Source organism: Micromonospora sp. NPDC047730, assembly GCF_043204765.1.
In the GTDB taxonomy this organism is placed as follows: domain Bacteria; phylum Actinomycetota; class Actinomycetes; order Mycobacteriales; family Micromonosporaceae; genus Micromonospora.
In genome coordinates this window covers 80,404-103,457 of record NZ_JBIDCU010000014.1, presented here as the reverse complement: position 1 = coordinate 103,457, position 23,054 = coordinate 80,404, and the positions used below count along the sequence as shown (strand labels likewise).

Here is a 23,054-nt window from a genome sequence, read left to right as displayed (position 1 = left end):
TGTTCCTCGTGACAGCCGAGACGAGCTCCAGGTGACGACCGGGAAGAGGCGGGCGCCGGCCGGCGCGGCGGTGCTGCGGGACGACATCACCACGGCGATCCGCCGCGCGCTGATGCAGGAGCTCGCCGCGGTCGGCTACGGCCGGCTCTCCATCGAGGCGGTGGCCCGGCGGGCCGGGGTGAGCAAGACCGCGATCTACCGGCGCTGGAGCTCGAAGCTCGAACTGGTGCTGGAGATCGTCGCCGCGGCGGCCACCGGCAAGCTGCCGGCGCTGGACACCGGCACCCTGCGCGGCGACCTCCAACTGCTCTTCCAGGTCGTGGCGCACGCGCTGCGGCACCCGCTGGCCTCGCAGATCATCCCCGACCTGCTCGCCGAGGCGGCCCGCAACCCGACCATCGACCAGACCCTCCAGCAGCTGCTGCGAACGCGGCAGCAGGAGATCGGCGGCCGGCTGATCGGCCGCGCCGTGCAGCGCGGCGAGCTGCCGCCCGACACCGACCCCGAGGCGGCCGTCGACCTGATCGTCGGCCCGCTCTACTGGCGGCTGGCGATCGCGCGGACCCCGCTCACCGACGCGTACCTGGACACGCTGGTCGAGGCGGTGGCCACCGGGCTCGGCGCCGGCACCGCCGTGCCCCGGCCCCGCGCGGCGGCCACCGACGCCACGCCCGCCTGACCGGCCGCCCCGGCGCGTGTCCTGGGCCGGCGCCGCCGGGCGGGCCCCGGGAACTCGCCGTCCCGAACCCGTGCGGCCCCGGAACCCACCGCCCGACCGGTGTGTGCCCGGGGCCGGCGCAGCCCGCCCCGGGCCCGTCGGGTCAGCGCGGCGCGTCGACCGGCAGCCGGGAGACGATGTGCCGGGCGATCTCCAACGAGCTGGTCGCGGCGGGGGAGGGCGCGTTGAGCACGTGCACCTGCCGGTCCGCCTCGACGATGAGGAAGTCGTCCACCAGCCCGCCGTCGGGCAGGATCGCCTGGGCGCGGACGCCGGCGCCGGCCCGGACGATGTCCGCCGGGGTCAGCTCCGGCACCAACCGGGCCAGGCTCGCCGCGAACCGCTTCTTCGACAGCGACCGGGCCACCTCGGTCAGCCCGTAGCGGTAGTGCCGGCGGCCCAGCGCCCACAGGCCCCGGTAGGTCAGCTCGTCCCAGATGTCGCGCGGGCTGATCCGGCCCCAGGAGTAGCCCTCCCGGGCGGTCGCCAGCACGGCGTTCGGGCCGGCGTGCACGCTGCCGTCGATCATCTTGGTCAGGTGCACCCCGAGGAACGGGAACTGCGGGTCCGGCACCGGGTAGATCAGCCCCCGCACCAGGCCCTGCCGCTGCGGCACCAACTCGTAGTACTCGCCGCGGAACGGCACGATCCGCACCGGCGTGGGCACCCCGGCCAGCCGGGAGATGCGGTCGGCGTGCAGACCGGCGCAGTTGACCAGGACGTCCGCGACGACCTCGCCCCTGGTGGTGCTGACCACCACGCCCTCGGGCCGGGTGGCCACGCCGGTGACCTCGGTCTCGGTGCGCAGCTCCGCCCCGCCCGCCGCGAGCAGCTCGGCGAGCTTGCGGCAGACCGCCCCGAAGTCGACGATGCCGGTCGAGGCGACGTGCAGCGCGGCGACGGCCGCGACGTGCGGCTCGTACTCGGCCGCCTCGGCGGCCTCGATCAGCCGCGCCGGCAGGCCGTTGGCCGTGGCCCGCTCGTGCAGGGCGTGCAGCCGGGGCAGCTCCTCCGGGTCGGTGGCGACGATCAGCTTCCCGCAGATGTCGTACGCGAGCCCGTGCCGCTCGCAGAACTCGACCATCGACGCGCTGCCGGCCTTGCACATGGTGGCCTTCAGGCTGCCCGGCTTGTAGTAGACGCCGGCGTGGATGACGCCCGAGTTGTGCCCCGTCTGGTGGGCCGCCCAGCCGGCCTCCTTCTCCAGCACGGTGACCTGGTCCCCGGGCCGGTCGGTCATCAGCCGGTGTGCCACGGCGAGCCCGACGATGCCGCCACCCACCACCACGAACCTGGTCATCTCATCTCCCCTGCCGACGCCGCGACCGATGGTAACCAAGCCGTCCCGCGTGCCCGACTCGCGGACGACCCGCCCGGTTGGCCTAGACTGCTCCGGGTCCATCACTCTGGGGGTCACATGTCTGAGGTCATCGCGCTCGGCCAGCCCACGGTCGGCGAGGCGGAGCTCGCGGCCATCGCCGAGGTCTTCGCCTCCGGCTGGCTCGCCGGCTCCGGGCCCACCTGCCGCCGCTTCGAGGAGCGCTTCGCCGCCACCGCCGGCACCCGGCACGCCCTCGCCACCAGCAACTGCGGCTCGGCGCTGCACCTGGCGCTGCTCACTCTCGGTGTCAAGCCGGGCGACGAGGTGATCGTCGGCGACTACACCTTCCCGGCCACCGGGCACTCGGTGATGTGGGCCGGCGCCACGCCGGTCTTCGCCGACGTGCGGCCGGACACCTGGACGGTCGACCCGGCCGCCGTCGAGGCCGCGATCACCCCGCGCACCGTCGGCATCATCGCCGTCGACGCGTTCGGGCAGCCCGCCGACTACGACGAGCTGCGCGCCATCGCCGACAAGCACGGCCTGTTCCTGGTCGAGGACGCCGCCTGCTCCGCCGGCGCCACCTACAAGGGCCGGCCGGCCGGCAGCCTGGCCGACGTCGCCACCTTCAGCTTCCACGGCCGCAAGGGCATCACCGCCGGCGAGGGCGGGGCGTACGTCACCGACCGCGATGACCTCGCCGCCCACGCCCGCAAGTTGCACACGTACGGGGTGGAGGGGGCGCTCACCCGCGCCGAGCTGTCGCACCTGCCGATCCCGACCTTCACCGAGCTGGGCTACAACTACCGGCTCTCGGACATCTCCGCGGCGATCATGCTCGCCCAGCTCGACCGGCTGCCGGACCTGCTGGCCGCGAAGCGCCGCACCGCGGCCCGCTACGGCGAGCTGCTCAAGGACCACGAGCTGATCACCACCCCGTACGAGGCGCCCGACCGCGAGCACCCCTGGCAGTCGTACGTCGTCACGCTGGCGCCCTCCGTCGACCGGGGCGCGGTGGCGCTGGCGCTGCGGCAGCGCGGCGTGCAGTGCACCTTCGGCACGTACGCCTCACACGTCCAGCCGCTCTACGGCCAGACCACGCCCTGCCCGGTCTCGGCGGACCTGTTCGCCCGGCACCTGGCCATCCCGATGCACGCCAACCTCACCGACGCCCAGGTCGAGACCGTCGCGGCCACGCTGGTGGACGTCGTCAACACCGCGGCCACCAGCCGCTGACTCCCCAAGGAAGGACACGCTCCGCCATGTCGAAGCAGACCGTCTTCATCACCGGAGGCGCGGGTTTCATCGGCCTGCACGTGGTGCCGATGCTGTTGGAGAAGGGCTACAAGGTCCGCATCTTCGACAACATGTTCCGCGGTGACCGGGACCGCGTCGCGGAGCTGGTGGCCACCGGCGACGTCGAGCTGATCGACCAGGACGTCCGCTACGGCGGCGCCGTGCACGCGGCCATGAAGGGCTGCGACTACGTGATCCACCTGGCCGCGGTCTCGATCAACAAGAGCCAGGCCGACCCGTACGAGTCGATCGACATCAACATGGTCGGCAACCACAACGTGTTCGCCGCCGCCGCCGACCACGGTGTCAAGCGGCTGGTCTTCGCGTCGTCGGCGTCGGTCTACGGCGACCCGAAGAAGCTGCCGATGCACGAGGACGACCGGCTCGACCCGCTCACCCCGTACTGCATCTCGAAGCGGGCCGGCGAGGACCTGCTCGGCTTCTACCAGCGCAGCAAGGGCCTGAACTGGATCGCCCTGCGGTTCTTCAACGTCTACGGCCCGGGTCAGAAGCCGACCGCCTACTACACCTCGGTGATCAACCACTTCGTGAAGCGGCTCAAGAACGGCGAGCCGCCGGTCATCGACGGCAAGGGCGAGCAGTCGATGGACTTCATCCACGTCCACGACATCGCCCGCTCGGTGGTCGCGGCGATGGAGGCCGAGCAGGGCAACGTGCCGGTCAACATCGGCACCGGCATCGACACCTCGATCGCGACCCTCGCCGAGATCCTGATCAAGGCTGTCGGCGTCGACGTGCAGCCGCAGTTCAACCCGCGCGAGGTGCTGGTCAGCCGGCGCGCCGCCGACATCACCCGGGCCCGCGAGGTGCTCGGCTGGGAGCCCACCATCGCCGTCGAGGACGGGATGACCGACCTCATCAAGACCGAGGTCGCGTGACCCAGTCGCCGTCCGCCGGGGGTCCGTCGTCGCACGGGCTCCCGGCGAACCCGTACAACCCGCACGCGTGGGTGATCGGCGAGCCGGTGATCGGCGCGGGCACGTGGATCGGCGCGTTCACCGTCATCGACGGCTCCGGTGGGCTGACCATCGGAGCCGGCTGCGACATCAGCTGCGGCGCGCAGATCTACACCCATTCCACCGCCCGGCGTTGCGTGTCGGGGCGTGCCCATGCTTCCGTGGACCGGGCGCCGGTGGCGATCGGCGACCGGGTGTTCATCGGGGCGAACGCGACCGTGATGATGGGTGTCACCATCGGTGACGGTGCGGTCGTCGGCGCGGGGGCCGTGGTCACCAGAGACGTGCCACCGGGGGCGGTCGTGACGGGGGTCCCCGCCCGGGTGGTCTCCACAGTCGAGTTGGACGGCGGCGATGTCCGGTTCGTCCCTGTAGCGGAGAGCTAGGAGCACCCCTCCCGTGCGTATCGCAGTGGTCAACAACTTCTTCCCGCCGCGCGCGGGCGGAAGCTCGCACCTGTCCGAGTCGCTCGCCAAGGGCTACGCCGCCGAGGGGCACGACGTGCTGGTGCTCACGGCCGCCTACCAGGACGCCCCGGCGGTCGAGGAACGCGACGGGCTGCGGATCGTCCGGCTGCCGGCGTGGATGCTGCCGCAGACCCGGCTGGCGGTGAGCTTCGACATCTCGTTCACCACCCGGCCCAGCCTGCTGCGCCGGGTCCGCAAGCTGCTCGACGAGTTCCGGCCGGACGTCATCCACCAGCACGGCCAGTTCTTCGACCTGACCTGGGCGACCGCGCTCTACGCGCGCAAGCGCGGGGTGCCGGCGCTGCTGTCCATCCACACCCGGCTGGAGAACCCGCAGGCCCGCTACGCGAAGGTGTTCCGCGGGCTGGACGCGACCATGGTCAAGCCGTTCATGTGGCGGTCCAAGCCGCGGCTCGTGGTGATGGACGTGCTCATGCAGGAGTACATCGAGGCCCGCTACGGGGGCGCGCACTCCGGCCTGGTGCCGATCCCGGTCGGGGTGGACCCGGACTGGGTGGTCGGCGGCAACGCCCAGCGGGTCCGCGAGCGGCACGACCTGGGCACCTCGCCGGTGATCCTGTCGGTGGGGCACGTGATCCCGCTGCGCGACCGCATCGCGCTGGTCGAGGCGCTGCCCGAGGTGCTGGCCAAGGTGCCGGACGCGAAACTGCTCATCTGCGGCCAGGTCTACTACGGGGTGTTCGCGGAGCGGGCCCGGGCGCTCGGCGTCGAGCACGCCGTCATCGCGGCCGGCAAGGTGGCCAAGAGCGAGATCCCCGACTACCTGGCCGCCGCGACGGTGGAGTCGCACGAGCAGGGGCTCGGCCTCGGCACGGCGACCCTGGAGGCGATGGCGGCGGGCGTGCCCGTGGTGGCGCCCGCACGGGCGGACAACTTCCCCGGCATCTCGCTGCGCGACGGCGAGAACGTCCTGCTCTGCCGGCCCGGCGACGTGTCGGGCCTGGCCGAGCGGCTGATCGCCGCGCTGACCGACCCGGCCCTGGCCAAGCAGATCGGCGTCAACGGCCAGTCGCTCATCCGGGAGCGCTTCAGCCTCGACCGGGTGCTGCACCGGCACCTGGAGGTGCTCGGCGAGATGGCGGCGGCCCGCCGCCGCTGACCGTACGACGAGAAGGTGCCCCCGACCACGAGCGTGGTCGGGGGCACCGGCGCTTCGCGGGACGGTGTCCGCCGGGTACGGGCCGGCGTCAGCGGGTGGTGACCGGCGCGGCGGCCTGGTCGGCGGCGGAGCGGGGCGTCGGAACCTGCTCGACGGCGACCGCCTCGTCGGCCTCGTCGGGCGTCCCCCGACGGAGCTGCCGCACCCCGGACAGGGCGGCGATGCCGGCGGCGAGGAGGTCGGCCACCGTGAAGATCAGCCGGGAGGCGAGGGCGATGCCCGTCGCCGCCCCGATGCCCCCGGCGTCGGCGAGGAAGGGCGCCATGGTGGCGACCAGCACGGCCTCCCGGACGCCGAGCCCGGAGGGGGAGAGGAAGGCGAACATCCCGACGGTCATCGCGATGGCGAACGAGCCGATGCTGCGCAGCAGGCCGCCGACGCCGGGAGCGGCCTGGGCGTTGGCCAGCAGCCACAGGTGCACGCCGAACAGCGTGTAGCCCAGGGCGCTCCAGCCGACCACCCGCAGCACACCGGGCAGCGTCAGCCGGTGCTGTAGCGGCGGTCGGCGCAGCACCTTGAGGACGATCTGGATCAGCCGGGTGAGCACCGCCGGGATCGCGCAGATCAGGGCGATCGGGAACAGCACGGCGACGATGTAGAGCGCCACCCGGACCGGCTCGGCGTACTCGGCCCCGGTCTCGGCGGTCGCGTCCAGCAGCGAGGGCAGGCTCAGCAGGCCGACGCCGAGCGCGGCGACCACGCCGAGCCCCAGCGCGACCAGCGTGGCCAGGAAGGCCCGCGCGCGCGGCAGCCCGGCCCGCCGGCCCAACTCCATCTGCAGGACGTACGCCCACACGCTGCCCGGGATGTACTTGCCGAGCTGCCCGACCATGCAGATCCGCAGGGCGGCGGGAACGGACACCCGGTGCTCCAGGTCCTCCGCCGCGGCCCGCCACGCCATCGAGTTGGCGAACATCCCGGCGAGTACCGCCAGCACGGCGAGCACCACCGAGGGCCACGCCAGGTCGAGCCAGGTCTGCCGGACGTCCGGCCACTGGCTGACGACGCTCCAGGTCATGCCCGCCGCGATCGCCGCGATCACCACGACCCGTACGCCCAACGAGAGCCAGCGGGACGGACCCTTCGCCGCGCCGGCCCCCTCGGCCGGTGCGGTCACCGTTTCGACCTGCGTCGCGGTCTCTGCCACGGCCGTCCTGCCTCCGCGTCGCCCTGACCCGTTGGGGTCGCCTGCACAATTCGCCGAGACTAGCGCAGCGCGGGGCGTACCACGAACCCAGCCCGGTCGGCGAGTCGGGCCCCTCGCCGGGCGTGCGCGGATTCTCGCCGGGGCGGTCCAGATGTGCCGGGGTCCTCCCGCGCTGCTACGGTCTGCACGCTGCCCCACACCCCAAGGAGAGCTCCTGTGATCCCGATTTCCGTCGTCAAGCTGGACGAGGCGGCCGAACGGTTGGCGGTCGAGGTGATCCGTTCGGGCGTCATCGCGCAGGGACCGATGGTGGCCCGTCTGGAGCGCGAGTTCGCCGACCTGGTCGGCGTCGAGCACGCGGTGGCCGTCAACAACGGCACCACCGCGCTCGTGGCCGCGCTCCAGGTGCTCGACCTCCAGCCTGGCGACGAGGTCGTCACCAGCCCCTTCACCTTCGTCGCGACCCTCAACGCGATCCTCGAGGCGGGCGCCACCGCCCGGTTCGCCGACATCCGCGAGGACGACTTCTGCGTCGACCCGGAGGCCCTCGCCGCCGCCGTCGGCCCGCGCACCAAGGTGCTCATGCCGGTCCACCTGTACGGCCAGCCCGCCGACATGGACGCGATCGCCCCGCTGGCGCGGCAGCACGGCCTCGGGCTCGTCGAGGACACCGCCCAGTCGCTCGGTGCCACGATCTCCGGGCGCGGCGCCGGCAGCTTCGGGCTCGGCACCTTCTCGCTGTACGCCACCAAGAACCTCACCACGGGTGAGGGCGGCATGATCACCACCGACGACGCCGGCCTCGCCGACCGGCTGCGGGTGCTGCGCAACCAGGGCATGCGGCAGCGCTACCAGTACGAGGTGGCCGGGCACAACTACCGCCTCACCGACCTGCAGGCCGCGCTGGGCATCCCGCAGATCGCCGCGTACGGCGAGAACGTCAAGCGCCGCAAGGACAACGCCGCCCGGCTCTCCGCCGGCCTGGCCGACGTCCCCGGGCTGCGCCTGCCGACCGAGCTGCCCGGCCGCTCGCACGTCTGGCACCAGTACACGGTGCTGGTCACCGACGAGGCCCCGGTGAGCCGCGACGAGGTGATCACCCGGCTGACCGAGCGCGGCGTGGGCTGCGGCATCTACTACCCGAAGACCGTCTACGACTACGACTGCTACCGGGACCACCCCCGCGTGGTCGCCGACCCGGCGCCGGTGGCCGACCGGGTCGTGCGCCAGTGCGTCTCGCTGCCGGTGCACCACCACCTCTCCGACAGCGACGTCGACCAGGTGGTCGAGGCCGTCCGCGCGGCGGTGGGCGCATGACCGCCAAGGTGCGTTTCGCCCTGGTCGGCACCGGGATGATGGGCTCGCTGCACGCCCGGGTGATCGCCCAGTCCGACCGGGCGGAGCTGGCCCGGGTGATCGAGCCCCGGCGCTCCGTCGGCCAGCAGATCGCCGAGCGGTACGGGGCCGGCTGGGCCCCGAACGCCGACGACCTCTCCGACGTCGACGCCGTGGTGATCGCCGCGCCGACCGAGTTCCACCACGGCCTCGCCGACCAGGTGCTCGCCGCCGACAAGCCGCTGCTGATCGAGAAGCCGGTCTGCGGCAGCCTCGCCGAGACCGAGGAGATCGTGGCCACCGCCGGCAAGCGCGGCGTGCCGCTGCTGTGCGGCCTGCTGGAGCGGTTCAACCCGGCGGTGCTGACGGCCCTCGCCCTGGTCGACCGCCCGGTGCACCTGACCGCCACCCGGCACTCGCCGTACGCGCCGCGGATCCGCACCGGGGTCGCCTGGGACCTGCTCATCCACGACGTCGACCTGGCGATCCAGGCGTTCGGCGGCGAGGAGCCGGTGGGGGTCCGGGGCACCTTCGGCCACTTCCACCCGGACTCGCTCGCCGAGGCGGAAGACGTGGCGGAGACGGTGCTGAACTTCGGCAGCGGCGCCCTGGCCAACGTCTCGGCCAGCCGGATCGGGCAGCGCAAGGTCCGGACGCTGGTGATCAGCGAGGTCGACCGGCTGATCGAGGCGGACCTGATCCGCAAGGACGTGACCATCTACCGGCACGTCTCGTCGGACGCGGCCACGCCGGACGGGCGCGGGTACCGGCAGCAGAGCATCATAGAGGTCCCGGAGCTGCTCACCAACCGGGAGCCGCTCGCCGCCCAGCTCGACCACTTCCTGGACATCGTCGCCGGCACGGCCGACGCCGACGTGGAGCGGCAGCGCATCCTGCCCGCGCACCGGGTGGTCGGCCGGCTCTTCGCCGACAACGGGCGCTGACGGACCGACACGCGAAGGGGCGGGGCGACCACGGTCGCCCCGCCCCTTCGTCGTCTCCCGGCCGTCGCGCTCAGCCCCCGGTGGCGCAGCTCCGGCCGGCCTCGGTGACCCGGTAGATGTTGATCCGGCCGATCGTGTGGGCCAGCTCCAGCCGGTCGCTGGTCTCCAGCCGCTCGCGCTCGTAGTGCTTGTCCCAGGCGCCGGGCATGTTCCGCTTTCCGACCACCACGTACGAGATGTTGAACTGGCGCACCTCGCACCCGGCGGGCCGGGCGTCGGCGTTGTTCACCAGCCAGTTCCACGCGTCCCACCGCCGCTCGTAGTTCTCCGCCGGCAGGCCGGGCAGCGGCGGGATGCCGAACAGCAGCGGCACCTCGTAGTCGGCGTAGGCCCAGGTGATGAACTCGTGGTGTCGGTCGTAGGCGACGGTGGCGCCGGGCGGGTTGTTCTCCGCCAGCCACTCGAACGTCTTCTCGTAGGAGGCGCCGACCGGCGCCCGGCCCTTGAGTGCGCCGCGCAGCGGCTGCCAGCTCGCCGGCACCGCGGCGAGGCCGAGCAGCACCGCCACCAGTACCCCCGCGGCGACCGCCGTCGGCGCCTCCGACCCGCGCAGCGCCCCGGCCTTCGCGGCGACGCGGGTCAGCAGCCACTGCACGGCCAGCCCCAGCACCACCGCGCCGGCGACCGCCAGCAGCCCGTACACCGGGAAGATCATCGAGCGGACCCGCTCCCGGACGCCGTACCACAGGCTGGAGAGCGTCATCGCGGCCGTCGAGTCGGACGCGGTGGTCCACACCCCGATCGCCGTCCAGACCACGCCGGCGGCGAACCACGGCCGGGCCCACCGCAGCCGCGGCAGCACCAGGCAGAGCGGGGAGAGCAGCAGGCACGGGATGACCAGCCAGAGGCCGACCTGGATCGTCGGCTCGCTGAGCTGGAAGTCCTGACCGCCGACGCCCGGGTAGGCGAACAGGACGTACCGCTGCGGGTCGGTGACCCAGTACTCGAACGATTCGCCGTACCTGCCGAGCAGGGCGGGCGGGTTCGACAGCCGCTCGCCGTTGGCGCCGGCCAGCACCCCGAGCAGGGGCAGCAGCGGCACCAGCCCGGCCACCACCATCGCGCCGGCCGCCGCGGCGACCCGGCGCAGCACCCACCGGCCGCGTACGGCCAGCAACATGCCGATCGCCAGGACGGCGATGAACAGCACGTCGTACGTGTGCGTCATGACGATCCCGGCGCCGCACAGGCCGGCGAGCAGGCCCAGCCGGACCGGGTGGGCGCCGCGCGCGGCGAGCGCGATCAGCAGCGCGATCGCCCCGGCCATGCAGGGGGCGGTCTGCTCGGTGATCCGACCCGTGATCACCGACATCCACATCGGGCCGAGCACGGCCGGCGCGGCGGCGGCGCTGGCGGCCACCACCGGCCTGCCGCCGAGGGCCCGGACGCAGGCGTAGACGGCCGCCACCAGCGCGAGCGGCCCGACGAGGATCGACCAGGCGCTCAGCACCGTGCTGATCCGCCCGCCGGAGATCTCCGCCGCCTGGGCCCAGGCCACGTTGGCCGCGAGCGGGTAGAAGGAGCAGGACAGCGCCGGATCGGTGGAACCGCTGGTGCAGGCCGAGGAGATCAGCACGCTGTCGGTTTCCATGATCCGCCGGGTGAGGAAGCCGTGGTTCATGGCGTCCCACCCGGGCGGGGCGACGAGCCGACCCAGCATCAGCCAGCCGAAGGCGACGCTGACCACGGCGGGCACGGCGATCCCGAGGACGTCGGCGCGGCCGGGGCGTACCGCCGGCAGCCGCAGCCGGGTGATCCGCCCCCGCCACCCGGCGTCGGTCGGCCGCCCGGCGGCGTCGCCGTCGACGGTGGCGGTGCGGTCGGCGGCGTCGGGGTCGACCAGGCCGCGGGTCACCAGCCGGGACGCGAGCACCGCGAGGCCGGCGAGCAGCACCTCGGCGGCGAGCACCGCCAGCGGACCGTCCGGCAGCCCGAGTTTCGGCAGCCATGTCATGGCGAGGGTGACCAGGCCCAGGGTCAACGCCGGGGCGGCGGCCCAGGTGGCCCACCGGTAGCGGCCCGGGGGCAGCGCGAATCCGAGCAGCGCGCCGGGCACGATGGCGACGGCGAGCGCGATGAGGCTGGTCAAACCGTGGATCCTTTCCAACGGAACTCGCGGTTGCCCCGCGGCGGCTGGTGCGCGGAGCCGAGGTGCGGCCGCCCGTGCGGCCACCCGGTCGGCGAGCGGCCGGACCAGTATAGGAACGGGAGCCGGCCGCGCTGACCCGGCGAACCGGCCATCGGCGACGCGTCGTCACCGGCGTCGTTTTTGCGGTGGATCATCCCCCCGGAGTGGCGACTGTGGCCCGGAGGGACCAAATCGTCCCGGTGTGGCGGTACCCGAGCGATACCGGCGCGTTCCTTCGCGTTAAGGTCACACCGGCGTGGTGGCGGGGTGGCCGCGGGCGCCGGTGCCGTCGCTGGTCAGCGACGATGGACGGACAGGCGGGTCGCCGCGACCGCTGTCCCGTCCCGTCGCGTTCCGTCGGGGCGCGCCGGTGGCGTCCGGGCGCCGACGGTCGCCGAAGCGGGGAACGCTGCCGTCACGGCGCCAGTGACGGTCGGTGAGCCAGTCGTCGATCTCGTAGGGAGCTAGTCCTTGTTCGGCAAGTTGATGGGACCGGCGGGAGTCGCCGCCCGCGGCGCGCTGCTGCTGCTGGCCTACCTGGTGATGCTCGCCGCCGGCGCGCTCGGTTGGATCGGCGTCTTCGCCGTCGCCGGGCTGGCCGCGCTCGCCGGCGAGTACGCGCTCGCCCGCTGGTCGCCCGCCACACACACACTGCTCGAGAAGGTCGGCCTGCGGGGCGACTACCGGCAGCTCGCCCGCGACCTCGCGGTCGTCCTGCTGGTGGTCGCCGAGGTCCGGCCGAGCGCGTGGGAACTCAGCCTGGTCCTGGTGCTGCCGTCGACCGTCTGGCTGATCTCGGTCTTCGCCGGCGCGCTCGCCACGATGATCGACCGGCGCAACCCCCTGTCGGCGTTGGTGCGCAACATCGACCTCGGCCCGATGCGGGCCGCGCCCCGCCCGCCGGACTGGGCGGCCTGGCTCGCCGGCGACCGGCTGGCCCTGGTCAACGTGGTGCTGGCGCCGGCCGCCGTGTTCGCGGCGGTGCTCGACAACGCCGCCCCGGTGATCGGCGCGGGAGTGGTGGCCGTGTTCGCCGCCGCGCTGGTGGGCGGGATCGTCGCGCTGACCTGGCTGCGCGGGCGCGGGATGGGCCAGAGCCCGCTGCTGCCCGCCGTCCAGCGCTGGCTGGACAGCTACCGGCCGGAGGTGGCCCTCTACTTCGCGGGGCCGGCGAAGGACGTCTACCAGGCCAACATGTGGCTCGCCCCGACCGAGGCGCTCGACCAGCGCGGCGTGGTGCTGCTGCGCAACAAGGAGGCGTTCCTCGAACTGGCCGACACCCGGCTGCCGGTGATCTGCGTGCCGGCCGGCGTGGACTTCATGAACCTCGAACTGGGCAGCGTGCGCGCCGCGCTCTACGCCGCGAACGTCGGCGCGAACATCCACATGCTCCGCGAGCCCGGCATGAAGCACGTCTTCGTCGGGCACGGCGACAGCGACAAGCAGGCCAGCGTCAACCCGTACAGCAAGGTGTACGACGAGGTGTGGGTCGCCGGCCTCGCCGGGCGCGAGCGGTACGCCCGGGCCGGGGTGGGCGTGCTCGACTCCGACATCGTCGAGATCGGACGGCCGCAGCTCGCCGGGGTGCACACGTTCGGCGCGGAGTCCGTCGACCGGCCGTTCACGGTGCTCTACGCCCCGACCTGGGAGGGGTGGCTGGACGACGACCCGTACCACACCTCGCTGGTGCTGATGGGGGAGCGGATCGTCAAGGGGCTGCTGGCCACCGCGCCGGCGGTCCGGCTCATCTACAAGCCGCACCCGCTGACCGGCTCCCGCGCCAAGGAGGCGAAGACGGTGCACGAGCGGATCGTGGAGCGGATCCGCGCGGCGGGCGGCAACCCGGACGCGACCTCCCTGGACGGCACGCGGCACCTCGTGGTCACCGGCCGGACGCCGGCGCTGTTCGACTGCTTCAACCAGACCGACCTGCTGATCAGCGACGTGTCCAGTGTGGTCTCGGACTTCGTCCAGAGCCAGCGGCCGTACGTGGTGGCGAACCCAGGCGGCCTGCCGGAGGACGAGTTCCGCCGGGAATACCCAACGTCGCGGGCGGCGTACCTGCTCTCCCGGGACTGCGGCGAGCTGGAGAAGATCGTGTCCGTCACCCGGGCCGGCGACGACCCGATGACCGACGCCCGGCGGGAGCTGAAGACCTACCTGCTCGGCCCGGCCGAGGCGAACCCCATGGAGCGGTTCCGGGAGGAGATCGCGCGGCTCTGCCGCTGAGCACCGGCGCGTACGACGACGGCGGTGGACGGGAGCGCCCGTCCACCGCCGTTTGCTCGTCGGAGGGTCAGCCCTGCCGCTGCGGCGGGGTGTCCACGTCCCGGGAAACGACCTCGCCCCGCTCGTCGACCCAGCCCTTCGGCCGCGCCGGGTTGCCCGCCACGAGCTGGTACGGCGCCACGTCCCTGGTCACCACGGAACCCGCCGCGATCATCGCGTACTCGCCGACCTCGATGCCGCAGACGAGGGTCGCGTTCGCGCCGATCGAGGCGCCCCGGCGGACCACCGTCGGGGTGATCTTCCAGTCCGGGTTCTGCGCGCGGGGCCGGAAGTCGTTGGTGAAGACGGCGCACGGCCCGACGAACACCTCGTCCTCCAGGGTCACCCCCTGGTAGACGGAGACGTTGTTCTGGATCTTGACCAGGTCGCCGACCGTCACACCGGCGTCGACGTACACGTTGCGGCCGATGACGCAGCCGGCGCCCACCTGGGCGGAGGACCGGATGTGGGCCAGGTGCCAGACCTTGGTGCCGTCGCCGACCCGGGCACCCTCCTCGACGTCGGCCGTCGGGTGGACGAAGACCGAGGGGGACGGGGAACTGCTGTCAGTCATCCTTCAACTCGCATGGGTCGCAGGGCGCGCCGGGCGCCGTCGGTGACCCGCGTTCGGCGTACGCCGGGAGGGGCGGCCGCCCGCGCGGGTCCGGGCTGCCGCGCCGGCCCCGGGCACGGAGAGTGAGGCCGGGGCGCGCGGACTCGGCGTAGCATATCGACCCCTCAGCCCAGCAACGCCGCCACGGCTTCGGCGACCGGCATGTCCGCCGGCAGGGCGTCGGCGGCCACCACCGCCGGCACCGGCAGCGGCCCGTAGAGGTGGGGGAAGAGGGCACCGCCGCGCGACGGTTCCCAACGCAGCGCGTCGCCCAGCCGGGCCGGGTCCACGGTGAGCAGGGTCAGCCCGGTGGCGCCGGTGAAGTGCCGGCGGGCCGTCTCGACCACCTGGTCGGGCCCGGAGAGGTGCATGAACCCGGACTGCGCGTCCGTGGCGGTGCCGACGAAGTGCCCCGCGGCCAGGGCGTCGTTCCACTCGACGGTGGTCAGCAGCTTGTAGATCACCCCGGCAGCCTACGCAGAACCGGCCCGGTTCTCCGCGGTCCCGCCCGCGCCGCCGCCGCTCTCGGTGGGGGTGTCCGGGTTCCGACCCGGGCCCGCCGCCCGCTCCCGGCGGGGCCGGAGAGGGGCCGGGCCGCCGTCCGCACGGCGGTCGACGCGGGGCCTACCCTCCCGCTCCCGGCCGGCTTCTGTCACCATTCGGGGTCGACACGCCGACGAATGGGGGCCCCGGGTGCGCATCCTGCTGGTCGAGGACGACCGTCGGGTGGCCGCCGCGCTCTCCTCCGCCCTCACCCGCCGGGGGTACGAGGTGGAGCACGCGGCGACCGTCGCCGCCGCCCTCTCCGCCGCCCCCTGCGACCTGGTGCTGCTCGACCTGACCCTGCCGGACGGGGACGGCACCGACCTGTGCCGCGAGCTGCGCCGGCGCAGCAGCCAGCTCGGCATCATCGCGGTGACCGCCCGGGGCGAGGAGCGGGACCGGGTGCTCGGCCTGCGGCTGGGCGCGGACGACTACGTGGTCAAGCCCTTCTCCATGACCGAGCTCCAGGCCCGCATCGAGGCGGTGCTGCGCCGTGCGGCGCACACGGTGCCCGAGCGCAACCTGATCGAGGCCGGGCCCGTCCGCATCGACGTGGCCGCGCGGACGGTCGCCGTGGCCGGCCGGCCGGTGGCGCTGACCCGCAAGGAGTTCGACGTCCTGCTCTCCCTGGCCCGGCAGCCCGGGGTCGCGGTTGCCCGGGACCGGATCCTGCTCGACGCCTGGGGCACCACCTGGGGCGACGGGCACACCGTCGAGGTGCACGTCGGGTCGCTGCGCGGCAAGCTGGGCGACCCCGGCCTGGTGGAGACCGTACGCGGGGTCGGCTACCGGCTGCGCGGCGAGTGAGGTGACGCCGTGCGACGTCGACTGGTGATCAGCTACCTGCTGCTGATGGTGCTGGTGCTGATCGCGCTGGAGACCCCGCTGGCGATAACCCTGGCGACCCGGGAGACCGACCGGGTACGCGCCGACCGGCTCGCCGACGCCACCCGGTTCGCCTCGCTGGCCGGTCCGGCGCTGCGCGGCGGGACCCCCGGCCCGCTCGACAACGAGCTGCGCAGCTACGACGACCTGTACGGGATCGGCGCGGCGGTGGTCGATCGGGACCGCCGGACGGTGGCGGCCTCCGACAGTTGGCGGCCGGCCGCGGGGACCCGCGAGGCGCTGGACACCGCGCTCTCGGGCCAGCAGGCCAGTGGGCCGGAGTCGGTCTGGCCGTGGGTCGACCGGCCGATCGTGGTGGCGGTGCCCATCAACGACGGCGGTGAGGTGCTCGGGGCGGTGGTCACCGCCACCCCGACCGACTCGGTCCGGCGCGCGGTCACCGTCTGGTGGCTGGTGCTGGCCGGGACGGGGCTGCTCGCCGTCCTGGCCTGCGTGCTCACCGCGTTCGGGCTGGCCGGCTGGGTGCTGCGCCCGGTCACCGAGCTGGACGCGGTCACCCACGAGATCGCCGAGGGAGACCGCGGCGCCCGCGTGCAGCACCGGCTCGGCCCGCCGGAGCTGCGCCGGCTGGCGACCAGCTTCAACCACATGGCCGACGTCGTCTCCGACGTGATGGACCGGCAGCGCGCCTTCGTGGCGCACGCCAGCCACCAGCTGCGCAACCCGCTGACCGCGCTGCGCCTGCGGGTGGAGGAGCTGGGGCTGGGCCTGACCGACCCGGACGGCCAGGCCGAGCACCGGCTGGCCCTGGAGGAGACCGACCGGCTGGCCCTGGTGCTGGACGCGCTGCTGACCCTGGCCCGCGCCGAGCGGCGGGAGAACCAGCGGGTCACCGTCGACGCGGCGGCCGTGGCCGCGTCCCGGGTCGCCGCGTGGGAGCCGCTCGCCCGGCACCGGTCGGTCACCCTCCGGCTCGCGGCGGAGGACTCCCCGGCGTACGCGCGGACCGTGCCGACCGCCATCGACCAGGCCCTGGACGCGCTGATCGACAACGCCGTGAAGTTCAGCGGTGCCGGCGGGGCGGTGACGGTGACCGTGCGGCACCACGAGGGCGGGACGGCGCTGGAGGTCCGGGACACCGGCCCGGGCATGACGGAGAGCCAGCTCGGCCAGGCGACCGAGCGGTTCTGGCGGGCGCCGGAGGTGCAGAACGTCGACGGCGCCGGGCTGGGCCTCACCATCGTCGCCGTGCTGGTCGACGCCTCGGACGGGCGGCTCACCATGCGCCGGGGCGAGCCGCGCGGCCTGGTCGCCGGCCTCTGGTTCCCGGCCTCGACCCCGGCGGATCCGGCAGACCCGAGGGACCCGACGGATCCGGCCGAGCCGGTCCCCGCCGGCGCTCCCGCACCGCCCGTCGACGCGCCCGCCGCACCGGTCCCCGCCGCACCGGGGCACGCCGCACCGGGGCACGCCGCGACCGGGGTGACGCCCCGCCCGGGTGACGTCGCCGCCGTCCGACCGAGGTCCTCCTGATCGCCCGTGACCGCCGCCGGCCGGCGGTCGGCCGCCAGGGTCAGGGCTTGGCGGCGCGGTACCAGCCGGCGGCGCCGGGGTGCAGCGGCAGCGGGGAGGTGGCGATGGCCGAGCGCGGGCTCATCCGGCCGGCGGCCGGATGCGCCGCGGCCAGCTCCTGCCGGCGTTCCATCAGCAACCGGGTCACCTCCCGGACCAGCGCTTCCGGCAGGTCGGCCCGGACGATCAAGAAGTTCGGGTTGGCCACGGTGGTGACCGGGTCCGTGCCGTACACCGAGCGGGGGACGTCCCGGGAGACGTAGACCTGGGGGTTGCTGCCGCGCAGCAGCTCGGTCCACTCGCCGAGGTCGACGATCCGGGTCGCGCTGTCGTCGGCGAGCCGCTTCACCGCGCTGACCGGCAGCCCGCCGGAGAAGAAGAATGCGTCGATCGTGCCGGCCCGCAGCGCCGCCACCGAGTCGTCGAGGCCGAGCCGCTCCCGGTGCACCCGGTCGCCGCCCAGGCGCGCCACCTCCAGCAGCCGGGAGGCGGTGATCTCGGTGCCGGAGCCGGGAGCGCCCACGGAGACCCGCCGCCCACGCAGGTCGGCCAGCGTGCGGACCGGCCCGCCGGCGGTGGTGACCAGGTGCAGCAGGTCGTCGTAGACCCGGGCGACCGCGACGACCGACGGGTGCGTCGCCGGCGCGGCCGGCAGCACGTCGGCCTGGGTGAATCCCAGCTCGGCCTCGCCCGAGCCGACCAGCCGGACGTTCTCCGCCGAGGCGGCGGTGACCACCACGCTGGCCTCGACGTTCGGCATCTCCCGGTTGAGGATGTCGGCCAGCGACCGGCCGAAGGCGTGGTAGACCGCCGTCGGGCTGCCGGTCGCGATCCGGATCCGCACCGGCGGCTCGGGGGAGTCCTGGCAGCCGGCGAGGCCGGGCAGCGTCACCACCAGCAGCAGCGACAGCAGCGCCGCCGGGCGGCCGGCGCGCGGGCGGCCAGGTCGGAACCAGGACGACGGGCGCGCGGCGCGGGCGCGGCAGGACCGGGTTCGACTCACGGGCTGCACTCTGCGCCGCGCGGGCCGTCACCGCAACCCGGGGCCCACCGGTCGGACTACGGCCCCGGCGCCGGGTCGACGGTGGGGATCAGTTCGCTGCGGTTCGCGACCGGGGTCGGAACGGTGGCCCCGGGCGGCCCGCCGGTGCCCCGCCAGACGCGGACCGCGCGGTGGTCGCGGTCATCCGGCCGTCATGCCGGCTCGGCCGCCCGGGCGGGTTCCAGCGCGGCGCTGTGCAGGATCCGCTCGCGGTCCGGGCCGTCGGCGACGCAGACCAGGAAGCACCCGGTGCCGGGGCGCAGCAGCGCCGGCACGTCCAGCAGAGCGGCCCCGCGCACCAGGACGGCGGCCAGTTCCCGGTCGGTGAGCCGGACGCCGAGGATGTGCCGGCGCACGTGCCGCCCCCCGGCGAGCAGGGCGGCCCGCCAGGCCGCCGCGGCCAGCCGGGGCCGCCACACCCGCCGCGCCGTCGACGCGCCGGGGACCGGGCCGCCCAGCAGCTCGCGCCGGCCCTGCCGCCAGCCGGCCTCCAGCGTCCGCGCGTACGCCGGCCGGTCCGCCGGGGGCACCGAGAGCCGGTGCAGCTCGTACCGGCGGCGCAGCCCGCCGACGGTCACCTCGTGCTCGATCGGGACGTCCAACCGGCCGAGCAGTTGCCGGAACCGCAGGGCGGCCTCCTCCCGGTTGAACTCGACGGTCGCCGGGCGGTGGTGCGGCACCGGGCGGCGGGCGCCGGCGACGGCCGGCGGGGGCATGCAGCGCAGCAGGCAGGCGGCCTCGAACGCGTCGGCCAGGGTCAGCCAGTCCAGCGGCGGCGGGGTCGACGGGAGGCGCGGCCGGTCGAGCAGGATCGGTTCGGGAGCCAACTCAGGCACTCCTTGTCGGCGTCGGGGTCCCCCTACGGTGGCCCGAAGACGCCGACGGGGAAACCGATCCGCCCCAGCCTTGAGGAAATCTTGCGGCAGCCCTACAGCTCGGTGACGACCAGGTCGACCTGGCGTGGCCGGTGGGACGGCCCGGGCTGCTCCAGCACCGTGTACTTCAGGTCGCGCAGCGCGGCCACCAGCCCGTCGGCCGAGCGCGGCCGGGCGCCCGCGGTCAGCAGGTCCCGCACCAGCCGACCCTTGGTCGCCTTGTTGAAGTGGCTCACCACCGACCGGACGGGCACTCCGTCGACCTCCCGCTCGTGCAGCACCCGCACCGTCACGGTGCGGGCGGCCACCTCGCCGCGGGGCGCCCAGGTGGCCGCGTACGCGCCGGAGCGCAGGTCGAGCACCGGCCCGGCGTTGGCCGCGGCGTCCATCGCCGGCGCGAGGGCCCGCCGCCAGTACGCCGACAGCGCGCCCACTCCCGGCAGCCGCGCCCCGACCGGGCAGCGGTAGGGCGGGATCCGGTCGGTGAGGCGTACCGCGCCCCAGAGGCCCGAGCTGATCAGCACCGACCGGCGGGCCGCCCGCTGCGCGGCCGGCGGGAGCGAGGCGAGGTCGAGCGCCTCGTAGAGCACGCCGGTGTAGAGCCGCTCGGCGGGGGCGGTGGCCGCCACCCGCAGCCGGGCGTTGCGCCGCAGCTCGCCGCGCTGGCCCTCGCTGAGCCCCAGCGCCGCCCGGGCCGCCTCCTCGTCGCCGCCGTCGCTGAGCGCCACCAGCGCGGCCAGCACCTCCTCCCGGGCGCCGGTCAGCTCCGGCAGGGAGAGCCGGGTGAGGTCCAGCCGCCGGCCGGTGCCGGCGTCGGCCTTCCCCTCGGAGGGCGGCAGCAGGATGAGCATCGGGGACTCCTCGCCTCGGCGCGGCGCCCGCGCGCCGGCCCGGCCAGCGTACGGCCCGTCCCTACCGCCACGGCCGCACCGGCGTCTCCGGGTGGTACACGCGATACCCGCCCACCTCGGCGAGCAGCGCCGCGTCGGCCCGGTCGCCGAGCAGCCGGCGCAGCCGCCGCTCCGCCGCCGAGTCGGCCGCCAGCACGTACCCGGGCCGGTCGGCCCGCCCCACCTGCCGCCAGTACGCGGAATAGCGGTTCTGCCCGGGGGTGAGTTCGCCGTCGAGCACCGCGCACACCACCGACTCGTCGGTGTTGAAGATCAGCCGGTTGCAGGTCCAGTAGTCCCCGTACACCTCGTGCGGGCCGCCCGCGCGGAGCCGGTCGGCCAACTCGCGGGCCTGCCGCTCCTCGACCCGGGACGCCTCGGTGCCGGTGGCGGCGAACTGCACGGTGACCACCAGCACGGTCGCGGTCAGCGCGGCGAGCACGGCGGTGGCGAGTGCCCCGGCCAGCCGGCCGAGCGCCCCGACCGTGCCCCGCCAGCAGGCGACCGCCGCCAGCCAGAGCGGCCACAGCACCGCCGGCAGGGAGAGCTGGAGGACCGACAGGTACCGGGCGTTGTCCAGCGGGCTGGTGGCGGCCAGCGGGCTACGCACGTACGACAGCAGGGTCAGCGCCGCGCCCACGACCAGCGCGAGGTGCACCACCGGGCCGACCCGGCGGCCGGGTGGGGTGCCCGCGGCCCGGCGGTACGCGACCACGGCGAGCGCGGCGGCGACCACCAGCAGCAGCGGGTAGAGCAGACCGAACCACCCCTGCCAGCGGGAGCAGCCGTCCACCGGGCAGAGGCCGCCGGCGAGCGGCACCCCCTCCAGCAGCCCGCCGTCGAGCCGCCGGCTCCACGGCGGCGTCGGCCCGGCCCGGGTGCTGACCTCGCGCAACACCGACAGCGAGTCCTCGCCGGGCGGGGCGACCAGGTTGTCCCGGACCATCGGCGCGATCCCGACGGCGAACCCGGCCAGCAGCAGCACCCCGGCCCAGCCGAGCAGCTCCCGGCGGGCCACCCAGAGCAGCGCCAGCGCGACCGCCCCCAGGTAGGGCAGGATCAGCCAGTCCGACCAGGCGGCCACCCCGGCGAGCAGGCCGAAGAGCCCGACGGCCAGCCGGCGGTGCCGCACGGTGCCCCGGGCGAGTCCCACCACGACCAGCAGCATCAGCAGCACGGCGACCTTGACCTCCGGCCGGCCGCCGACCACCGTCAACTGGTCCCGGACCACCCGCTCCCCGCCGAGGGCGAGCAGCCCGACGACGAAGGTGGCGAACCAGGGCGAGCAGATCCGCCGGGTCAGCCGGTAAATCAGCCAGAGGAAGACGGCGTAGAGCACCAGCAGCGGCAGGCGCAGCAGCGGCCAGCTCGGCCCGGCGACCGCGATCAGCGGCGCCGCCAGATAGGACTCCAACACGCCCATGTAGCGCTGGCCGTAGAGGAAGACGGGCAGCTCGCGGCCCTGCGCGATGTGCATCGCGGCCAGCCCGAAGGTGGCCTCGTCGCTGTTGGAGACGGGCACCGTGTGCAGGGTCAGCACCAGCCGGTAGCCGACCCCGGCGAGCCCCAACAGCAGCGCGACGAGCGCCGGCCGGTCGAGCTGCGGGCGCCACCGCCCACGCTTGCGTACTGGTTGCGACACGACCAACGCCCCCGTCGTCGTCCCGACCGGAGTGTTACACGCCGCCGGGGCCGGGCGGGGCGGATCGGAGCAGCCGGCGGCCGGCGAAGATCGCCTCGCGTGGCCGAGGTCGCCGGGTTGTGGCAGGGTTGCTGACGTGCCACCCACTCCCGCTGGCCAGTTGGCCGTACCGAACCTGCACCGGGCCGCGCGGATCGAGGACGCCGTGCACGCGTTGGTCGAGCGTCGGCTGCGGCGCACCGGCTGGCGGACCAACATCATCGCGTACGCCGGTTACGGCGCGCCCGGTTGGGTGCGGGTGATGTGCCGGGTGCTGCTGGGGCGGCCGGACACCCGCCAGCGGGGCCGGCTGGAGAAGGTCCGCGGCTGGCGCAGCTTCACCACGCTGCCGGCCAAGCACGTGACGGTGACCGTCGAGGCCGGCGGGGTGTGCCACGAGGCGCAGGCCGACCGCAGCGGCTTCGTCGACACCGTGGTCGAGGCGGACCTGTCGCCGGGGTGGGGCGCGGTGCGGATCAGCCTGCCGGACGCCGAGCCGGTCGAGGCGCCGGTGCGCATCCTCGACCCGGCGGTGCGTTTCGGCATCGTCTCCGACATCGACGACACGGTGATGGTGACCGCGCTGCCCCGCCCGCTGCTCGCGGCCTGGAACACCTTCGTCCTCGACGAGCACGCCCGGACGGCGGTGCCCGGCATGGCGGTGCTCTACGAGCGGCTGGCCACCGCGCACCCCGGCGCCCCGGTCTTCTACCTGTCGACCGGCGCCTGGAACGTCGCGCCGACGCTGACCCGGTTCCTGTCCCGGCACCTCTACCCGGCCGGGCCGCTGCTGCTGACCGACTGGGGGCCGACCGCGGACCGCTGGTTCCGCAGCGGCCGGGAGCACAAGCGGGCCACCCTGGCCCGGCTGGCCAAGGAGTTCCCCGACGTGAAGTGGCTGCTGGTCGGCGACGACGGGCAGCACGACCCGGAGATCTACCGCGAGTTCGCGGCCGCCCACCCGCAGAACGTGGCGGGGGTGGCGATCCGCCGGCTCTCGCCCACCCAGGCGGTGCTGGCCGGTAGCCTGCCCGCCCCGGCCGGCAGCTCCTCCGCGGGGCCGGTGGGGCAGAAGTGGCTCTCCGCGCCCGACGGCGCCGGCCTGTGGAAGCTGCTGCGCGACGCCGGCCTGGTCTGATTCCCTGACGGCG

Annotated in this window: 19 protein-coding genes and 1 pseudogene; 11 read left to right on the top strand and 9 right to left on the bottom strand. The window is 74.5% G+C overall.

Annotated features, from left to right (window positions below):
• Positions 1-70: 70 nt before the first annotated feature.
• Positions 71-679 carry a TetR/AcrR family transcriptional regulator gene (locus ACGF5G_RS26855; RefSeq protein ID WP_393267758.1) on the top strand — a complete coding sequence of 203 codons (609 nt, stop codon included), beginning with the start codon at positions 71-73 and terminating at the stop codon, positions 677-679.
• 142 nt (positions 680-821) lie between these two features.
• Here the strand turns inward: ACGF5G_RS26855 and lhgO are convergent, their stop codons facing one another.
• Positions 822-2,018: an L-2-hydroxyglutarate oxidase gene (lhgO, locus tag ACGF5G_RS26850; protein ID WP_393267573.1), complete on the bottom strand. Its 1,197-nt coding sequence runs from the start codon at positions 2,016-2,018 to the stop codon at positions 822-824.
• 117 nt (positions 2,019-2,135) lie between these two features.
• On the opposite strand from lhgO, the gene ACGF5G_RS26845 reads away from it, so the two are divergent.
• Genes ACGF5G_RS26845 through ACGF5G_RS26830 form a run of 4 tightly spaced genes read left to right on the top strand, consistent with a single transcriptional unit; the run spans position 2,136 to position 5,899 of the window.
• Positions 2,136-3,275, top strand: coding sequence for a DegT/DnrJ/EryC1/StrS family aminotransferase (locus ACGF5G_RS26845; RefSeq protein WP_393267570.1), 1,140 nt, complete (start codon positions 2,136-2,138; stop codon positions 3,273-3,275).
• Positions 3,276-3,301: 26 nt separating this feature from the next.
• The gene (locus ACGF5G_RS26840) at positions 3,302-4,234 is read left to right on the top strand and encodes an NAD-dependent epimerase/dehydratase family protein (RefSeq protein ID WP_350677830.1); all 933 of its coding nucleotides are present in this window, start codon (positions 3,302-3,304) and stop codon (positions 4,232-4,234) included.
• Complete coding sequence (locus ACGF5G_RS26835) at positions 4,231-4,698, top strand: acyltransferase (RefSeq protein WP_393267568.1); 468 nt, start codon at positions 4,231-4,233, stop codon at positions 4,696-4,698. The genes ACGF5G_RS26840 and ACGF5G_RS26835 overlap by 4 nt, the downstream gene beginning before the upstream one ends.
• Positions 4,699-4,711: 13 nt before the next feature.
• On the top strand, positions 4,712-5,899 hold the full coding sequence (locus tag ACGF5G_RS26830) for a glycosyltransferase family 4 protein (protein ID WP_393267565.1): 1,188 nt from the start codon (positions 4,712-4,714) through the stop codon (positions 5,897-5,899).
• Between the two features lie 88 nt (positions 5,900-5,987).
• On the opposite strand, the gene ACGF5G_RS26825 is transcribed toward ACGF5G_RS26830, so the two are convergent.
• Positions 5,988-7,106, bottom strand: a complete 1,119-nt coding sequence (locus tag ACGF5G_RS26825; RefSeq protein ID WP_393267563.1) for a YbhN family protein — start codon at positions 7,104-7,106, stop codon at positions 5,988-5,990.
• A gap of 216 nt (positions 7,107-7,322) precedes the next feature.
• On the opposite strand from ACGF5G_RS26825, the gene ACGF5G_RS26820 reads away from it, so the two are divergent.
• Together ACGF5G_RS26820 and ACGF5G_RS26815 are read left to right on the top strand one after the other, a co-directional pair.
• Complete coding sequence (locus ACGF5G_RS26820) at positions 7,323-8,423, top strand: DegT/DnrJ/EryC1/StrS family aminotransferase (RefSeq protein ID WP_393267560.1); 1,101 nt, start codon at positions 7,323-7,325, stop codon at positions 8,421-8,423.
• Positions 8,420-9,385, top strand: a complete 966-nt coding sequence (locus tag ACGF5G_RS26815; protein ID WP_393267557.1) for a Gfo/Idh/MocA family protein — start codon at positions 8,420-8,422, stop codon at positions 9,383-9,385. Before ACGF5G_RS26820 ends, ACGF5G_RS26815 begins: the two co-directional genes overlap by 4 nt.
• 70 nt (positions 9,386-9,455) lie before the next feature.
• Here the strand turns inward: ACGF5G_RS26815 and ACGF5G_RS26810 are convergent, their stop codons facing one another.
• Positions 9,456-11,534 (bottom strand): DUF6541 family protein, encoded by a 2,079-nt coding sequence (locus tag ACGF5G_RS26810; protein ID WP_393267555.1) that lies wholly within the window; start codon positions 11,532-11,534, stop codon positions 9,456-9,458.
• 510 nt (positions 11,535-12,044) lie between these two features.
• Between ACGF5G_RS26810 and ACGF5G_RS26805 the strand changes: the two genes are divergently transcribed.
• The gene (locus ACGF5G_RS26805) at positions 12,045-13,802 is read left to right on the top strand and encodes a CDP-glycerol glycerophosphotransferase family protein (protein WP_393267552.1); all 1,758 of its coding nucleotides are present in this window, start codon (positions 12,045-12,047) and stop codon (positions 13,800-13,802) included.
• A 67-nt stretch (positions 13,803-13,869) separates the two neighbouring features.
• Here the strand turns inward: ACGF5G_RS26805 and ACGF5G_RS26800 are convergent, their stop codons facing one another.
• Together ACGF5G_RS26800 and ACGF5G_RS26795 are read right to left on the bottom strand one after the other, a co-directional pair.
• The gene (locus ACGF5G_RS26800) at positions 13,870-14,415 is read right to left on the bottom strand and encodes an acyltransferase (protein ID WP_357451829.1); all 546 of its coding nucleotides are present in this window, start codon (positions 14,413-14,415) and stop codon (positions 13,870-13,872) included.
• Positions 14,416-14,579: 164 nt separating this feature from the next.
• On the bottom strand, positions 14,580-14,918 hold the full coding sequence (locus ACGF5G_RS26795; protein ID WP_393267549.1) for a DUF952 domain-containing protein: 339 nt from the start codon (positions 14,916-14,918) through the stop codon (positions 14,580-14,582).
• Between the two features lie 229 nt (positions 14,919-15,147).
• On the opposite strand from ACGF5G_RS26795, the gene ACGF5G_RS26790 reads away from it, so the two are divergent.
• Positions 15,148-15,804, top strand: coding sequence for a response regulator transcription factor (locus tag ACGF5G_RS26790; RefSeq protein WP_393267546.1), 657 nt, complete (start codon positions 15,148-15,150; stop codon positions 15,802-15,804).
• A 9-nt stretch (positions 15,805-15,813) separates the two neighbouring features.
• Positions 15,814-17,208, top strand: a pseudogene (locus tag ACGF5G_RS26785) (ATP-binding protein); the annotation flags it as partial.
• Positions 17,209-17,416: 208 nt separating this feature from the next.
• Here the strand turns inward: ACGF5G_RS26785 and ACGF5G_RS26780 are convergent.
• From ACGF5G_RS26780 to ACGF5G_RS26765, 4 genes are all read right to left on the bottom strand, one after another.
• Positions 17,417-18,418, bottom strand: coding sequence for a TAXI family TRAP transporter solute-binding subunit (locus ACGF5G_RS26780; protein WP_393267543.1), 1,002 nt, complete (start codon positions 18,416-18,418; stop codon positions 17,417-17,419).
• 191 nt (positions 18,419-18,609) lie between these two features.
• Positions 18,610-19,284 carry a hypothetical protein gene (locus tag ACGF5G_RS26775; RefSeq protein WP_357451847.1) on the bottom strand — a complete coding sequence of 225 codons (675 nt, stop codon included), beginning with the start codon at positions 19,282-19,284 and terminating at the stop codon, positions 18,610-18,612.
• A 101-nt stretch (positions 19,285-19,385) separates the two neighbouring features.
• Positions 19,386-20,183, bottom strand: coding sequence for a peroxide stress protein YaaA (yaaA, locus tag ACGF5G_RS26770; RefSeq protein WP_393267540.1), 798 nt, complete (start codon positions 20,181-20,183; stop codon positions 19,386-19,388).
• A gap of 61 nt (positions 20,184-20,244) precedes the next feature.
• Positions 20,245-21,864, bottom strand: a complete 1,620-nt coding sequence (locus ACGF5G_RS26765) for a hypothetical protein (protein WP_393267537.1) — start codon at positions 21,862-21,864, stop codon at positions 20,245-20,247.
• A 136-nt stretch (positions 21,865-22,000) separates the two neighbouring features.
• Here ACGF5G_RS26765 and ACGF5G_RS26760 point away from each other — a divergent pair, with 136 nt between their 5' ends.
• A complete protein-coding gene (locus tag ACGF5G_RS26760) occupies positions 22,001-23,041 on the top strand; it encodes an App1 family protein (protein WP_393267535.1) in 1,041 nt (346 codons plus the stop codon).
• Positions 23,042-23,054 lie beyond the last annotated feature (13 nt).

Bases quoted from the DNA above. Each gene is read 5' to 3' on its own strand.
- lhgO (WP_393267573.1), bottom strand. From the start codon at position 2,018: ATGACCAGGTTCGTGGTGGTGGGTGGCGGCATCGTCGGGCTCGCCGTG.
- ACGF5G_RS26845 (WP_393267570.1), top strand. From the start codon at position 2,136: ATGTCTGAGGTCATCGCGCTCGGCCAGCCCACGGTCGGCGAGGCGGAG.
- ACGF5G_RS26840 (WP_350677830.1), top strand. From the start codon at position 3,302: ATGTCGAAGCAGACCGTCTTCATCACCGGAGGCGCGGGTTTCATCGGC.
- ACGF5G_RS26815 (WP_393267557.1), top strand. From the start codon at position 8,420: ATGACCGCCAAGGTGCGTTTCGCCCTGGTCGGCACCGGGATGATGGGC.
- ACGF5G_RS26800 (WP_357451829.1), bottom strand. From the start codon at position 14,415: ATGACTGACAGCAGTTCCCCGTCCCCCTCGGTCTTCGTCCACCCGACG.
- yaaA (WP_393267540.1), bottom strand. From the start codon at position 20,183: ATGCTCATCCTGCTGCCGCCCTCCGAGGGGAAGGCCGACGCCGGCACC.